15 protein-coding genes are annotated in these 15,084 nt (G+C 69.8%); 8 read left to right on the forward strand and 7 right to left on the reverse strand.

The window, feature by feature from the left end; all coding sequences use genetic code 11:
- Positions 1-184 precede the first annotated feature (184 nt).
- On the forward strand, positions 185-1,813 hold the full coding sequence (locus EV192_RS38470) for an ABC-F family ATP-binding cassette domain-containing protein (protein WP_132123566.1): 1,629 nt from the start codon (positions 185-187) through the stop codon (positions 1,811-1,813).
- 174 nt (positions 1,814-1,987) lie between these two features.
- Complete coding sequence (locus EV192_RS38475; protein WP_033391619.1) at positions 1,988-2,197, forward strand: helix-turn-helix domain-containing protein; 210 nt, start codon at positions 1,988-1,990, stop codon at positions 2,195-2,197.
- Between the two features lie 35 nt (positions 2,198-2,232).
- Here the strand turns inward: EV192_RS38475 and EV192_RS38480 are convergent, their stop codons facing one another.
- Positions 2,233-3,504, reverse strand: a complete 1,272-nt coding sequence (locus tag EV192_RS38480; RefSeq protein ID WP_165960850.1) for a glycosyltransferase 87 family protein — start codon at positions 3,502-3,504, stop codon at positions 2,233-2,235.
- Between the two features lie 104 nt (positions 3,505-3,608).
- Between EV192_RS38480 and EV192_RS38485 the strand changes: the two genes are divergently transcribed.
- Positions 3,609-5,480, forward strand: coding sequence for an ABC transporter ATP-binding protein (locus tag EV192_RS38485; protein WP_132123567.1), 1,872 nt, complete (start codon positions 3,609-3,611; stop codon positions 5,478-5,480).
- Here the strand turns inward: EV192_RS38485 and EV192_RS38490 are convergent.
- Together EV192_RS38490 and EV192_RS38495 are read right to left on the reverse strand one after the other, a co-directional pair.
- Positions 5,475-6,659, reverse strand: coding sequence for an LCP family protein (locus EV192_RS38490; protein ID WP_132123568.1), 1,185 nt, complete (start codon positions 6,657-6,659; stop codon positions 5,475-5,477). The genes EV192_RS38485 and EV192_RS38490 overlap by 6 nt on opposite strands.
- A gap of 91 nt (positions 6,660-6,750) precedes the next feature.
- On the reverse strand, positions 6,751-7,356 hold the full coding sequence (locus EV192_RS38495) for an alpha/beta hydrolase (RefSeq protein WP_207926539.1): 606 nt from the start codon (positions 7,354-7,356) through the stop codon (positions 6,751-6,753).
- 18 nt (positions 7,357-7,374) lie between these two features.
- On the opposite strand from EV192_RS38495, the gene EV192_RS38500 reads away from it, so the two are divergent.
- Genes EV192_RS38500 through EV192_RS38510 form a run of 3 tightly spaced genes read left to right on the forward strand, consistent with a single transcriptional unit; the run spans position 7,375 to position 9,554 of the window.
- The gene (locus EV192_RS38500; protein WP_132123569.1) at positions 7,375-8,211 is read left to right on the forward strand and encodes an alpha/beta fold hydrolase; all 837 of its coding nucleotides are present in this window, start codon (positions 7,375-7,377) and stop codon (positions 8,209-8,211) included.
- A complete protein-coding gene (locus EV192_RS38505) occupies positions 8,204-8,764 on the forward strand; it encodes a nucleotidyltransferase family protein (RefSeq protein ID WP_132123570.1) in 561 nt (186 codons plus the stop codon). The genes EV192_RS38500 and EV192_RS38505 overlap by 8 nt, the downstream gene beginning before the upstream one ends.
- Before the next feature lie 52 nt (positions 8,765-8,816).
- On the forward strand, positions 8,817-9,554 hold the full coding sequence (locus EV192_RS38510) for an SIS domain-containing protein (RefSeq protein WP_132123571.1): 738 nt from the start codon (positions 8,817-8,819) through the stop codon (positions 9,552-9,554).
- Here EV192_RS38510 and EV192_RS38515 read toward each other — a convergent pair.
- Together EV192_RS38515 and EV192_RS38520 are read right to left on the reverse strand one after the other, a co-directional pair.
- A complete protein-coding gene (locus EV192_RS38515; protein ID WP_243727346.1) occupies positions 9,551-9,907 on the reverse strand; it encodes an STAS domain-containing protein in 357 nt (118 codons plus the stop codon). The two genes, EV192_RS38510 and EV192_RS38515, sit on opposite strands and share 4 nt — an antisense overlap.
- A gap of 9 nt (positions 9,908-9,916) precedes the next feature.
- Entirely contained in the window at positions 9,917-10,462 is a 546-nt protein-coding gene (locus EV192_RS38520; RefSeq protein WP_132123572.1) for an ATP-binding protein, read from the reverse strand.
- 110 nt (positions 10,463-10,572) lie between these two features.
- On the opposite strand from EV192_RS38520, the gene EV192_RS38525 reads away from it, so the two are divergent.
- Positions 10,573-11,460, forward strand: a complete 888-nt coding sequence (locus EV192_RS38525) for an NAD(+)/NADH kinase (protein ID WP_132123573.1) — start codon at positions 10,573-10,575, stop codon at positions 11,458-11,460.
- Between the two features lie 67 nt (positions 11,461-11,527).
- Positions 11,528-13,687: an RICIN domain-containing protein gene (locus tag EV192_RS38530; protein WP_207926540.1), complete on the forward strand. Its 2,160-nt coding sequence runs from the start codon at positions 11,528-11,530 to the stop codon at positions 13,685-13,687.
- Here EV192_RS38530 and alc read toward each other — a convergent pair.
- Both alc and EV192_RS38540 read right to left on the reverse strand, forming a co-directional pair.
- Positions 13,674-14,672: an allantoicase gene (gene alc / locus EV192_RS38535; protein ID WP_132123575.1), complete on the reverse strand. Its 999-nt coding sequence runs from the start codon at positions 14,670-14,672 to the stop codon at positions 13,674-13,676. The two genes, EV192_RS38530 and alc, sit on opposite strands and share 14 nt — an antisense overlap.
- Complete coding sequence (locus tag EV192_RS38540) at positions 14,669-15,079, reverse strand: allophanate hydrolase-related protein (RefSeq protein ID WP_132123576.1); 411 nt, start codon at positions 15,077-15,079, stop codon at positions 14,669-14,671. Before EV192_RS38540 ends, alc begins: the two co-directional genes overlap by 4 nt.
- Positions 15,080-15,084: the final 5 nt, after the last annotated feature.

Genomic DNA, 15,084 nt, shown 5'->3' on the forward strand with positions numbered 1-15,084 from the left:
GCGAACCCGTGTGCCGGTCGCCTGTTTCCCGACTATCCGAAGTGGACGCTCGACGAGGCCGCTGTGCCGGCCCGTATGGTGGAGATCACCATCAGTGAGCCTGGATAGGAAACTGGTTCGCACGGGTCAGTACACTCTTGGCTGTGGTCGCCACCTGCGAGCCACCCGTCCATGGAGACCACTGGTGATCACTGCTATCGACTTGGAGCTGCGCGCTGGCTCGCGAATCCTGTTGTCCGAGGTGACGCTGCGCGTCCAGCCGGGCGACCGGATCGGCCTGGTCGGCCGGAACGGCGCCGGCAAGACCACCTCGCTGCGGGTGCTGGCCGGGGAGGGCGAGCCGTACGCCGGCGCGGTCCGGCGCACCAGCGAGGTCGGCTACCTGCCGCAGGACCCCCGCGAAGGTGATCTGTCGGTCACCGCCAAGGACCGGGTGCTGTCCGCGCGTGGCCTGGACCAGTTGCTGCGCGAGATGGAGAAGGCGCAGACGGCCATGGCCGAGCTGGTGGACGACCGGGCCCGGGAGGCCGCGGTGGTCAAGTACGGCCGGCTGGAGGAGCGGTTCGCCGCGCTCGGCGGGTACGCCGCGGAGAGCGAGGCGGCGCGGATCTGCAGCAACCTCGGGCTGGCCGACCGGGTGCTCGCCCAGCCGCTCAGCACGTTGTCCGGCGGCCAACGGCGACGGGTCGAGCTGTCCCGGATCCTGTTCGCCGCCTCGGACGCGGGCGCTGGCGGCAAGTCGAGCACAGTCCTGTTGCTCGACGAGCCCACCAACCACCTGGACGCGGACTCGGTCACCTGGCTGCGCGGCTTCCTGAAGTCGCACGACGGCGGCCTGGTGGTGATCAGCCACGACGTGGAACTTCTTGACGCCGTGGTCAACAAGGTCTGGTTCCTGGACGCCAACCGGTCCGAACTTGACCTGTACAACATGAACTGGAAGAAGTACCTCGAGGCGCGGGCCACCGACGAGAAGCGCCGCCGCCGCGAGCGGGCCAACGCGGAGAAGAAGGCCGGCGCGCTGATGGCGCAGGCGGACAAGATGCGCGCCAAGGCCACCAAGGCGGTCGCCGCGCAGAACATGGCCAAACGGGCCGAGAAGTTGCTGGCCGGCTTGGAAAGCGAACGCCAGGCCGACAAGGTCGCGCGGATCAAGTTCCCCGAACCGGCGTCCTGCGGCCGAACCCCGCTGACCGCCGAGGACCTGAGCAAGTACTACGGGTCGCTGGAGGTGTTCTCCGGTGTCGACCTCGCCATCGACCGCGGCACGAAGGTGGTGGTCCTCGGCCTGAACGGCGCCGGCAAGACCACGTTGCTGCGGTTGCTCGGCGGCATGGAGACCCCGGACTCCGGCAGTGTCCAACCGGGACACGGTCTGCGGTTGGGCTACTACGCGCAGGAGCACGAGACCCTGGACCACGAGGCCAGCGTGTGGTCGAACATCCGGCACGCCGCTCCGGACACCCCGGAGCAGCAGCTGCGGACCCTGTTGGGCACGTTCCTGTTCAGCGGCGAACAGCTCGACCAGCCGGCGGGCACGCTGTCCGGCGGCGAGAAGACCCGGCTGGCGTTGGCCGGCCTGGTGTCCAGCGCCGCCAACGTGTTGCTGCTCGACGAGCCCACCAACAACCTCGATCCGGCCAGCCGCCAGCAGGTGTTGGACGCCCTGCGCCGGTACTCGGGCGCGGTCGTGCTGGTGACCCACGACCCGGGTGCGGTCGAGGCGTTGGAGCCCGAGCGCGTGATCCTCCTTCCGGACGGGACCGAAGACCACTGGTCGCCAGACTATCTGGAGCTGGTCCAGTTGGCCTGAATACCGTATTGGTTCGGCCGCGATCTTCGGTGATCCACTCGGATGGAGTAGTGCGAGTGGGCGACTTCATGATGATTTTGTCGACTCGCCTGGCGTTCGGGGCTTCCGTGTTCGATCATTGCGGTCGCAGGGGTCGCATTCGCGCCCTTGTTACTCGCTACGGAAGGCGGAGACGTGGCTGACCTCAAGAAAGGCGCGCGTATCACCGGCAGTACGCGCGACAAGCTAGCCGCTGATCTGAAGAAGAAGTACGAAAAGGGCGCCAGCATTCGCGCATTGGCGGAGTCCACGGGACGCTCGTACGGATTCGTGCACCGGGTCCTGTCCGAGTCCGGGGTGCAGCTGCGCGGCCGTGGTGGCGCCACTCGCACCAAGAAGAAGTAGCGACTGATCTCTGCTTCTGAGCTTGACCCCTCGCGTCAACGGGGCTCCCCGACTTCGGCCCCGAGGAGGGGATCGCACGAGGTGGCCGGCCGGGACGCGGCCCGCTCGGCCACCGCGAAGGACAAGGCGGCCCCCCACAACGCGAGTGGGTACACCACATATCCGTACCGGCTGGCCGGTACGACCAGCAGTGCCGCGGCGAGCACGACGGCCGCTTTCGCCAGTGCCGCGGATCCGGTCGCCGGTGGCCGCCGGATCAGCCACCAGATCAGCGCGACAGCGGTGAGCCCGACCAGAACCAGCGCGAGCGTGTGCCCGAACGGCCCGGCGCTCGCGATCAGGTGGCCGGGCAACGGGCTCCCCGCGGGGGAGCTGACCCGCCCGGCACCGGCTGGGAACATGATCACGTGTTCGACGAACGCTCCCGGTTGGACGATCATCACCGGGATGTTGAGCACCGCGGTAACCGCGACGATCACGGCCACCACGCGGGCCAACGTCCGGCCGCCGGCCTGCACGGCGACGAAGAACACGATCGCCACCACTGCCGGCAGCGCGGTCAGCTTCATGCTCACCACGATCGCGAGCACGGTCGCCGACCACGCGTACCGGTCCCGCACGGCGAGCGCGCAGGCGAGGATCATCAGACCAATGATCGCCAGGTCCGGCCCGGCGACCGCGAACGTCAACGCGGTCAACGGGCTCACGATCGCCAGGTGTCCGGCCCGGACCGGCACCTTCGGCCAGCCGATCAGCCGCAGGCTCAGCGCGACCGTGCCGACGGTGGCGAGCGCGAACATGATCCGGGCGTCGGTCAGCGGGCTGCCGCCGAGCAAAGCCCGCGGCAGCCCGAAGACCGTCATCACCGGACCGTATGGCGTGTAGTCGTTGACCTGCGGGTTCGTCAGCGCGGAAATGTCCACATAGGGCGTTCCGGTGTCCAGCAGCAGCCGCGCGGACCGTTCGATCACCCACACCTCGGGCTGCGCCGCCCACGAAAACGGTGTGATCAGCCAGTCGGTGCCGGTGAGCCGGCGAACCACGAGCACACCCAGCGGGAGCACCATGCCGATCCCGACGACCACCGCGATCGGCACCCACCGCGACCGCGTCCACCCGCCGCCGGTCCGGCTGACGAGCAGCCAGACGGCGTGGGCCGCGCCGAACAGATAGGCGACCGTCGCGAAGTTTCCCCAGATCCGGTAGCCGTAGAACTCCGACCACACCGCGGTGCCGACGGCGAACCCGGCGCAGACTACATAAATGGCGATATCAAGCTGTATCGCTCGATGTCCCCGATCGCCCACAGCGAAAAGACTACCGACAGGGAAGTAGCGGGTGCTGTGGGGTGTTACGTCAGTGGAGATGGCTGTTAGGTAGGAGTGTGTTGGTGGACGGTGCCTGGAGTCTGATGATGGGTGCGGCGCGCGGCGCCGACACCCCGAAAGGTGTCCGGAAAGGGACGGTACGCCGGGTGTTGCGGTTCGCCCGGCCACATCGGTCTCTGCTGGTCACCTTTCTGATACTCACCGTGGCGTCGGCTGTGCTCGCAGTGACGACTCCGGTGTTGGCGGGACGCGTTGTGGACGCCATTGTCGGTGGTCACGACGCGGGTGTGGTGGTCGGGCTGGCCGTGCTGATCGCCGGCCTGGCCATTCTGGACGCGCTGCTGGGGGTGGTGGAGCGGTGGCAGTCGGCGCGGATCGGTGAGGGGCTCATCTACGACCTGCGCGGGGCGGTGTTCGAGCACGTCCAGCAGATGCCGGTGGCGTTCTTCACCCGGACCCGGACCGGCGCGCTGGTGAGCCGGCTGAACAACGACGTGATGGGCGCCCAGCGCGCGTTCACGTCCACGTTGTCCGGTCTGGTCGCGAACGTCATCCAACTGGTGCTGTCGCTCGGTGTGATGATCACGTTGTCGTGGCAGGTCACGTTGCTGGCGCTGGTCCTGTTGCCGATCTTCGTGCTGCCCGCCCGCCGGGTCGGGCGCAAGCTGGCGGACCTGCAGCGGGAGGCGGCGGGCCTGAACGCGGCGATGACCACCCAGATGACCGAGCGGTTCTCCGCGCCGGGCGCGACCCTGGTGAAGCTCTTCGGCCGGCCGCGGGTCGAGGCCGAGGAGTTCTCCGCCCGCGCCGGCCGGGTACGGGACATCGGCGTGAAGAACGCGATGGCCACCCGCTGGTTCATGACCAGCCTGACGCTCGTGTCCGCCTTGGCCACCGCGCTGGTGTACGGACTCGGCGGCTGGCTGGCGATCGGGGGACAGTTGGCGCCGGGCACGGTGGTGGCGCTGGCCCTGCTGCTGACCCGGCTGTACTCGCCGTTGACCGCGCTGGCGAACGTCCGGGTCGACGTGATGACCGCGCTGGTGTCGTTCGAGCGGGTCTTCGAGGTGCTCGACCTGCCGCCGATGATCAAGGAGCGACCGTCGGCGGGCACTGTGCCGTCGGGCGGTGTGTCGGTGTCGTTCGACGACGTCCGGTTCGGTTACCCGGCGGCGGCCAAGGTGTCACTGGCGTCCCTGGAGGACGTGGCCTCGCTGGACCAACGCGGCGGCCAGGAAGTGCTGCACGGCATCAGCTTCACCGCCGAGCCGGGCCAGATGGTCGCGCTCGTCGGGTCGTCCGGCGCCGGCAAGTCGACGATCGCTTCGCTCGTCCCCCGACTGTACGATGTGGACAGTGGGGCGATCCGACTGTCCGGTGTGGACGTTCGGGACCTGACGTTCGACTCGATCAGGGACACGGTCGGCGTGGTCACCCAGGACGGCCACCTGTTCCACGACACGATCCGGGCCAACGTCGCCTACGCCCGCCCGGAGGCAGGCGAGGCGGAGATCGTGGAGGCGCTGGAGCGCGCCCGGCTGAGCGACCTGATCGCCACCTTGCCGGACGGCCTGGACACGGTCGTGGGCGAGCGGGGCTACCGCCTGTCCGGCGGCGAACGCCAACGCCTGACCATCGCCCGCCTGCTGCTGGCCAACCAGCGCGTGGTGATCCTGGACGAGGCCACCGCCCACCTGGACTCCGAGTCGGAGGCGGCCGTCCAGGAGGCACTGGTGTACGCCCTGGAGGGCCGCACCGCGCTGGTGATCGCCCACCGGCTGTCCACCATCCGGGCGGCCGACCAGATCCTGGTGGTCGAGGCCGGCCAGGTGGTGGAACGCGGCACGCACAGCGAACTGCTCAACCGGGACGGCCGCTACGCGGAGCTGTACAACACCCAGTACCGCAGGGCTGCGGTCGACACAGTTCGGCCGGTGGACGACGTCGTTCTATGACCCTGACGGCGCGACGATCACGCTGTCCGGGACGGCGCCGTCCGTTCGCAGGGCGTCGAACAGGGTCTTCGCCTTGGTGTCGTTCCACAGGATCACCGAGCCGATCTTGGGCACGCTCTTGTTGCCGCTGAACGGGACGGTGGTGGTGATGGTCGAGCCGCTGCTGGCGCCGGACATGGCCGAGCCCAGGGCGGGCAGGTTCCACAGGTGGTCGCCGGAGTCCAGGGTGATCGCGTCCGGGATGTCGGCGATCAGCGGCACCAGCCGGAACGGGTTGATGACCGTGCCGAAGCTGGTGGCCTTCTTCATCAGCGCGCCGACGAACTGGCGCTGGTGCACCACCCGGTCGAGGTCCGAGCCGGCGCTGGTGTGCCGGCTGCGGACGTAACCGAGACTGTTGGCGCCGTCCAGGGTCTGGCAGCCGGCCGGCAGGTTGATCCCGGCCAGCGGGTCGTTCATCGGCTTGTCCAGGCACACGTCCACGCCACCGACCGCGTCGACGATGTTCGCGAAGCCGCCGAAGCCGATCTCGATGTAGTGGTCGAGCCGCAGGCCGGTGGCCGTCTCCACGGTCTGGGCCAGCAGCTTGGGGCCGCCGAACGCGTACGCCGCGTTGAGCTTGTTCTTGCCCTTCCCCGGAATGTCCACATAGGAGTCACGGAGCAGGCTGACCATGGTCGGCTTCTGGCTGTTGTCCGGGATGTGCAGCAGGATCATGGTGTCCGTGCGCTGGCCGGCCGCGTCCCCGGTGGACAGTCGCTCCTGGTCCTCGACGTTCAGGCCGGCGCGGCTGTCCGAGCCGACGATGAGCCAGTTCGTGCCCGCGCCCGCCGCCGGCCGGCCTGGGTAGTCGCCCAACGCCGACACCCGGTTGATGGCCGTCTCCAGGTAGATGAACGCCGCCGCGACCAGCAGGAACAGCACCAGGAGCACGATCAGCACGATGCGGCCCCACCGGCGCCGGCGACGCGGCGCCCGCGGCTGCTCGGCCAGGCCGACCCCGCCGCCGTCGTGCGGTGGCGGCTGGCGGTACCCGCCCTGGTCGCGCTGGCCGTACCCGCCTTGGTCGCGGCGGCCGTAGCCGCCCCGGTCCTGGCGGTCGTAGGTGTTCGGCGGGCCGGGTACCGGGTATGCCCTGGTCCGGCCGTCCCTGGGTCCGCTCGGTGGCCCGTAGCTCATCGGTGTCCTCATCCGTGTCCCCCGACCTTGTCCTAAGGATGCCCAAGAAGACGTGACACCGCCGGTCGGGGTTGCGTCGGGATTGTCCGGGTCAGTGGTCCAGCTGCCCGAGCACGAAGCCTCGGACCAGGTCACGCCACACGCGTGGCTTGCGTAACAACGCGTGGCCCTCGCCCTCGACCCACTTCAAAGTGACCTCAGTCACATCCTTGGCTCGTGCGGCGTAGGCCTTGGATTCCGCCGGGTTGGTCGTCTTGTCGTCCGTGCCGTGCGCGATCAGCACCTGCCGGCCGGCGAGCTGCTCGACCGGGTCGGTCGGCGGGCACCACGGCGCCAACGCGCACACCGCAGTCACCGCGGGGTCGTCGGCCACGTGGAACGCCACCCGGCCGCCCATCGAGTGTCCGATCAGGGCCACCGGCACGTCCGGGAACGTCCGCCGGATCCGCTCCAACGCCCAGCGCCCGTCCGCCACCGGGGACTGGCGCGTCGAGTTCCAGCCACGGACCTGGTACCGCAGCTGGAACACGGCCATGTCGGGGTGCGCGGCCAGGGTGCGGGCGAACGGGACCATCCGCAGGTACGGCGGGGCGAGCGGCGGCACTGGGGCGAACCCGTGCTCACTTCCGCCGTGCAACACCAGCGCGGCGGCGGTGGGCGCGCGGGATCCGAGCTGGCGGAGATGAGGTTCGGGCACGTTTGCCACACTAACCTCGTGATCGAGCACATCGGGATCAGCACCGCCGCCGGGCGGTTCGACGCACTCGCCGCGGGGCCGGACGACGGCCGCCCGGTGCTCCTGCTGCACGGCTTCCCGCAGGCGTCCACCGAATGGGAGCACCAGCTGGCCACGCTGTCCGCGGCCGGGTACCGCGCGGTCGCCCCGGACCAGCGCGGATACTCCCCAGGGGTACGCCCGGAACGCCCGGAGGACTACCGGATCGAGGACCTGGCCGGCGACGTCCTGGCGATCGCGGACGAGTTCGGCTGGGCCAGGTTCGACCTGGTCGGCCACGACTGGGGCGGCAGCGTCGCCTGGTACGTCGCGGCCGAGTTCCCGGAACGGCTACGCACGCTCACCGCCGTCTCCACGCCGCATCCCGCCGCGTACGCACGTGCCGTGCGGACCGACGAGGACCAGCAGCAGCGGTCGTCGTACGTCCCGACCCTGCAGAACGTCCGTGGTGCGGAGAAACGGTTGCTGGCGGACGACGCGAGCGCGTTGCGCGCGTTGTTCGAAGGCGTGGTGCCGCGCAGTCACGTACGGGAGTACGTCGAGCGGCTGTCCGAGCCGGGCGCGATGGTCGCGGCGCTGAACTGGTACCGGGGCATCAAATACAGCGGCCACACCGGGAAGGTGACGGTGCCGACGCTTTACGTGTGGGGCACCGAGGACACCGCCTTCGGGTCGACGGCGGCACTGTCCACCGAGGAGTGGGTGGCCGGTCCATACCGGTTCGAGATGTTCGAGGACATCACGCACTGGCTGCCCGAGCAGGCCGACGAGGGCCTGAGCCGGCTGTTGCTGGAACACCTGTCGGCGCATGCCTGACGTCGCCGGGCTGGTCCTCGCGGCCGGCGCCGGCCGCCGGTACGGGATGCCCAAGGCGTTGGTCCGCTACCAGGGTCGGCTGTTCGTCGACCGCGCGGTGCGGGTGTTGGCGGACGCCGGCTGCGCCCCGGTCGTCGCCGTGCTCGGCGCGGGCGCGGCGGAGGTTCGTCAGGAACTGCCGGACCTGGTCGCGGTGGACAACCCGGATTGGCCGACCGGGATGGGATCCTCGCTGCGGGTCGGCCTGAAGGCGTTGCCCGACAAGGAGTCCGTGGTGGTGCTCCCGGTCGACACGCCCGGCGTCACGGCCGAGGCGGTCCGCCGGCTCATTCTCCTGTCGTCCCGCAACGCGTTGCTGCGGGCGGGATACGACGGCGAGCCGGGCCATCCGGTGCTGATCGGCCACGACCACTGGGCCGGGGTGTACGAGCTGGCGAGGGGGGACGCGGGCGCGCGGGACTACCTTCGGCGGCACCCGCCGGAGATCGTGCCCTGTGGGGATGTTTCCGACGGCCGGGACGTGGACGTGCCGGGGGACCTGCCGGCCTCTTGACGGCTCCCGCACAGTGGTATAGACCATTCCGGAACGAGGAGGTACCACCACCATGACGGCCGACGCCGTGACCACGTCCGAGTACGGAGACCTGGTCCGAGCCCACCTCACCCGGGTGGAACAGCACAACAGCAGCACCGTCGACGACGTCGCCGAGCTGTTCCTGGCGAGCATCCGGGCCGGCGGCCTGGTGCTGACCGCCGGTGCGGGGCACTCCCTCGCGGCCGTCGCCGAGACCTTCTACCGGGCCGGCGGCCTGGCGTGCGTCTACCCGCTGTACCACCCGGACGTGTTCCCGTTGCACGGCGCCAAGGCCAGCACCAGCGCGGAACGGCTGACCGGGCTGGCCGCCGAGGTGTTCGGCAAGGTCGGCCTGAGCGGCCACGACGTGCTGGTCGTGTTCTCCACCTCCGGCGTGAACCCGTACCCGGTCGAGCTGGCGGTCACCGCCCGCGCCGCCGGTGTCCCGGTCGTCGCGGTCACGTCCAGCCCCGCCAACGCGGTCGCCCCCCGCCGCGCCGGCACCACCCTCGCCGAGAACGGCACCCATGTCCTGGACACCCTGGTGGCCCCGGGCGACTCCAGCTATCCGGCGGCGGCCCCGGTCACCGCCGCGCTGTCCACTGTGGCCAACGCGTTCCTGTGGAACCAGATCCTGGCCCGTCTGCACGACAAGGCCACCGCCGCGGCCTTCGAGGTCCCGCTGTGGCGCAGCTCGAACGTCCCCGGCGGCGACGAGGCCAACGACCGCTACTTCGACCTCTACGGGCCCAGGATCCCCCCGCTCTAGGGAGTGACGGCGTCGGTCACGGTCGGGTAGACGTCCAGGAGTTCCAGCAGGCCGGCGACCTCCAGGGAGCGCAGGACCGGGCGGCCGGTGGCCACCAGGCGCAGCGGACAGCCGGCGCGGGTGCATTTCTCGCGGGCGTCCAGCAGGACCGCGAGCCCGGCCGAACTGAGGAAGGTCACGTCGGACAGGTCGGCCACGACCGGGGCGGGCGCGGTGGCGGCCGTGATGGCCTGGGTGAGCTCGTCGGCCAGCAGGGGCGCTGTGCTCATGTCGATCTCGCCGGTTGTCCGCAGCACCACCGCCAGCCCTTCGAATCGCTGGTAGACGCGCAACGGGTCAGACGCGGAAGTCACAACCGTGTTCTACATCAGGCCATGGACGTCGCCGCCGCCCGGGGGTGGCTCGGGGGAGCGGTGCAGCTTGGACAGCAGCCGCTCGAAGAACTCGTCGTCCACGTCCGCGGTCTCGTCCTGGTAGCCGCTGGGGGCGGTGGTGGGCGGCTTGCGGCGCTCCCGGCGCGGCAGCGGCACGGCCGAGGCGTTCACGCCCGTCGGCAACGCCACCTCGCACCACATCAGGTTCCCGCCGGACGGGTTGGCCACCGCACCGCCCTGCCGGCCGGCCAGCGTCGCCGGCACGACCGGCGGCAGCACCTCGGTGTCCTCGACCTCCACGACCAGGCAGTCGCCGTGCAGGCGCAGCCGCAGGGTCAGGAAGCCGGGCACCACCTCACTGTCGCGTTCCACAACGTTGGCCACGAGTTCACGGGCCACGAAGCTGGTCTCGTCCTGGAGCTGGCGTAGGTTCCATTCGCGCAGCGCGAACCGGACGAACATGTCGGCGCAGGTCACCGCCGTGGGTAACGCGACGAGCCGTAGGTCGTCGACCTGGGTGGTCTGCGGATCCACCTGATACCTCCTGCGCACGTCACCCGAACGGCCGTATCTTGCCAACATAATGTGGCAAGCGGTAGCCAGACTTTGGTGAGCAGTGCGCCAGCCCGCGAAAAGGTCAGGTGATGGGCGTGATTCGGGCGATCGGCCTGGTGCTGCATCCGCAGCGCAACTGTGTCGCGGTGATCGAGACGATCGCCGAGTGGGCACGGGCCAGGCACACCGATGTGATCGGGTTGGCCGACGAGGTCACCACCCGGGCGAACGGGCTGGTGCGGCCGGTCGACACGGACGACCTGGCGAAGCGCGCCGACCTGGTGGTCAGCCTCGGCGGCGACGGCACGATGCTGCGCGCGTTCCGGCTCAGCGTCGCCAACCGGACGCCGGTGCTCGGCGTCAACCTCGGCCGGCTGGGCTTCCTGGCCGAGGTGGACATCCCGCAGCTCGGCGACGCGTTGAGCGCCATCGACGACCACCGGTTCACCGTGGAGAACCGGTCCGGCCTGGCCGCGGTCATCAATGGCGAGGAAACCATCGCGTTCAACGACATCGCGTTGGTCCGGGTGCCCGGCCACGGGATGACCGAGGTGCTGCTGCACGTGGAGGGGCATCCGTTCGTGGACTACGCGGCGGACGCGGTGGTCGTGGCGACCCCGACGGGCTCCACGGCGTACAACTTCGCCGCGGGCGGGCCGATCGTGTCGCCACGCGCCGAGGGCCTGCTGGTGACGCCGGCAGCCCCGCATTCGGCCTTCAACCGCTCGCTGTTCCTGTCCAGCGGCGAGAAGCTGGCCCTGGAGGTGCTGCCGTCCAGCGGCGAGGTGGCGGTGGAGGCGGACGGCCGGCTGATCGGCACCGTCGCCCCGGGCTCCATGATCGACATCACCGCGTTGCCCGGCGCCGCCCGCGTGGTGCGGCTCGGCCGGACCACCTTCTACCAGCGCACCCAGCGCAAGTTCCGGCTGACCGGCTCGGCCCGGCCGAGCGAGCCGGACATCGAGGGCCTCTGTTAGTTTGCAGCTTAAATTAATACGTGTAGCATCTGGGGCGTCCCTCCTACCCCTGCACGGGAGGATGTCAATGATTCCGCGCGTCGTCGTCGCGTCCGCGATCCTGATCTCAGTGGTGGTACCGGCCCCGGCGGCGGCCGCGTCCGTCGATCCGAACACCTGGTATACCGTCACCGCCGCCAACAGCGGCAAGTGTGTGGACGCGCGGGCCGCGGGCACCGCGAACGGCACTGTCGTGCAGCAGTTCACGTGCAACGGCACGGGTTCGCAGCAGTGGCAGCTGCAGCCCACCGACAGCGGGTACTACCGGGTCAACACGTTCAACAACCCGGCGCTGTCGTGGGACGTCACCAACGTGTCCACAGCGGACGGCGGGCTGATCCAGCTGTGGACCTACGGCAACGGCGACAACCAGCAGTGGATGCCCGTCCAGGAGGCCAGCGGCGCGTACCACTTCGTCAGCCGCAACAGCGGCAAGTGCCTTGACGTGCCCGGAGCGTCCACAGCGGACAGTCAGCAGCTGCAGCAGTTCGCGTGCAACGGCACCGCGGCGCAGTCGTTCACCCTGACCGCGGTGGGCAGCCCGCCGGGCAACGGCGTCGACCTCGGGCCGAACGTGGTCGTGTTCGACCCGTCGATGTCGTCCGCGTCGGTGCAGAGCCGGCTGGACTCGGTGTTCGGCCAGCAGGAGACCAACCAGTTCGGCACCAACCGGTACGCCCTGCTGTTCAAGCCCGGCACGTACAACGTGACCGCCAAGGTCGGCTTCTTCACCCAGGTCGCCGGCCTCGGCATGTCCCCGGACGACGTCACGGTCAACGGCGGCGTGCACGTCGACGCGAACTGGTTCCCGCCGCACAACGCCACCCAGAACTTCTGGCGGTCCGCGGAGAACCTGTCGGTCACCCCGGCCGGCGGCACGGACGAGTGGGCGGTGTCCCAGGCGGCGCCGTACCGGCGGATGCACGTGCGCGGCAACCTCAAGCTGGACGACGGCGGCTGGGCGTCCGGCGGCTGGATGTCGGACACCAAGGTGGACGGTCAGGTCCAGTCCGGTTCGCAGCAGCAGTGGATCTCGCGCAACACCCAGTGGGGCTCGTGGACCGGGTCGAACTGGAACATGGTGTTCGTAGGCGCGCAGAACGCGCCGTCCGGCAACTTCCCGAGCCCGCCGTACACCCGGGTGGCGACCACACCGGTGGTGCGGGAAAAGCCGTTCCTGTACGTGGACGGCGGGGGCACCTACAACGTGTTCGTGCCCGCGCTGCGCACCAACTCCAGCGGCATCACGTGGGCCGGGACGCAGCCGGGTTCGTCGCTGCCGATCGACCAGTTCTTCGTGGTCAGGCCAGGGGCGACCGCCGCGCAGATCAACGCCGCCCTGGCGGCGGGCAGGAACCTGCTGGTGACACCCGGTGTGTACCACCTGAACCAGCCCCTGAACATCACCCGGCCGGACACCGTGGTGCTCGGGCTCGGGCTGGCGACCTTCGTCCCGGACAACGGGATCACCGCGGTCAACGTGGCCGATGTGGACGGCGTGCAGATCGCTGGGCTGCTGATCCAGGCAGGTCCGGTGAACTCGCCGACGCTGATGGTGGTCGGCCCGACCGGCTCGACCGCCGACCACTCCGCCGACCCGACCTCGCTGCACGACGTGTTCTTCCAGATCGGCGGCAACGGCGTCGGCAAGGCCACCCAGAGCCTGGTGATCAACAGCGACAACGTCATCGGCGACCACACCTGGATCTGGCGGGCGGACCACACCGACGGCGTCGGGTGGACCGTGAACACCGCCGCGAACGGCCTGGTCGTCAACGGCGACAACGTGACGTTCTACGGTCTCTTCGTGGAGCATTTCCAGCAGTACAACGTGATCTGGAACGGCAACGGCGGCAGGACGTACTTCTTCCAGAACGAACTGCCCTACGACCCGCCGAACCAGGCCGCGTACATGAACGGCTCGACCCGCGGCTGGGCCGCCTACAAGGTCGGCGCCAACGTCACCAGCCACGAGGCGTGGGGCCTGGGCAGCTACTGCTTCTTCAACGCCAACCCCGGTGTGGTCGCGGACCGCTCCTTCGAGGTCCCGAACACCGCCGGCGTCAAGTTCCACGACATGGTGACCGTGTCGTTGGGCGGCACCGGAACCATCGCGCACATCATCAACAGCACAGGCGGGCCGTCCAACAGCGGCTCCAACGTGGCGAACCTCGTCAGCTATCCCTAGCCGAACTGGTCCAACGCTCGGTGACCGCGGTGAGGCCCGTGTCGGTGGGCCGGCCGTAGAGCCGTAGCCGGGCGATCCCGCCGTCTGGGTGGCTGTCCAGCCGGACGTGCGTGACCGGCCGGTCCGCCGGCAGCCGGAAGCGGTGCGTGGTGTCGGGTTGGACTTTGGTCTCGGGCAGCAGGGGAAACCAGTCCCCGCCGGCGCTGCCCGAGAGCGCCACCCGGTCCGGACTGTTGCCGCGGTAGTGCGTGGTGGCGATCTCGGCGACCCGCAACCGGGACTCGCAGGCGAGTTGGATCGTCACCCAGTCGTGGCTGGGGGACCGGCGGCGCGCGGTCTCCCAGCCATCGGCCATCACCTGGGACTCGCCGGGCCGCAGGATATTGCTGGGCGGGGAGAAGAAGCCGTCGCTCGACCCGGTGACCAGCCCGCCGTTCAGGGTGGCCGCCAGGTCGGCGGGCAGGTCGACCAGGTCCGCCGGGTCGGGCACGGCCTCGCCGTGCACCCGAAGTCGTGCGACCCCGCCGTCCGGCAGGATGTGCAGCCGGACGTGGGTGACCCGCCACGGCACGTCCACCGTGAACACGTTGGCTTTGTCGCCGGCCAGGGGACTTTCCGGCAGCAGTTCGAACCAGCCGGTCAGCTCGTCGGCCGACGGGTAACCCGGGGCGAACAGCCCTTCGATCCGGCAGTGCGACGGGAAGTTGCCGACGAAGAACGACGTGTCCACGACCAGCGCCCGGACGATGGCCGGCGCGCCCAGCCGGACCACCACCCAGTCGTGGCCGTCCGTGCGGCCGTACCGCCGCCGGGTCTCCCACCCGTCGTACTGCTGGCCTTTCGGGGTGAACGTGTGCGGCTGGAAGGTGGCCGGCTCGGGCTTGATCAGGTTCTCCTTGTCGGCGAAGAACTCGTCGCTCGCCGCCATGACGGTCCCGCCGAAGGGGCGCGCGGCGAGGTCCGGTAGAGTCTCGATGTCGATCATGGGGTGACCTCCGCCGGTGCGTCCACTGTGGATTCACGTGAAACGAAGGCGTCCCACGAGCCGAACTCGGTGATGTCCCTGAGCTGCGAAAACGACACGTGCGGCCGGCGCAGGAGCATCGCGAACGACGAGCTGCCGTCGGCGAGTTCGATCACCCCGAGCTCCAGTGCGGGCGGCTCGGCGGGCAGCAGCCGGTCCCGCAGCACGTCCATGTGTACGTCGTATACCTCGCCTTCGATCGCGGCGCCGCCGTGCGCGACCGGCGACAGCCCCGGGCACACGTCCCCGATCGCGTAGAACCGGTACTTGGCGGCCGTGGTGGTGGTCGCGACGAGGGGTGCGCCGGCCAGCAGGTGGTGCAGGGGGCCGCCCCGCATCGCGCCGCCGTTGAGGAACATCAGGGCCATCACAT

Origin of the sequence: Actinocrispum wychmicini (genome assembly GCF_004345645.1) — a bacterium.
Classification (GTDB): Bacteria; Actinomycetota; Actinomycetes; order Mycobacteriales; family Pseudonocardiaceae; genus Kibdelosporangium; species Kibdelosporangium wychmicini.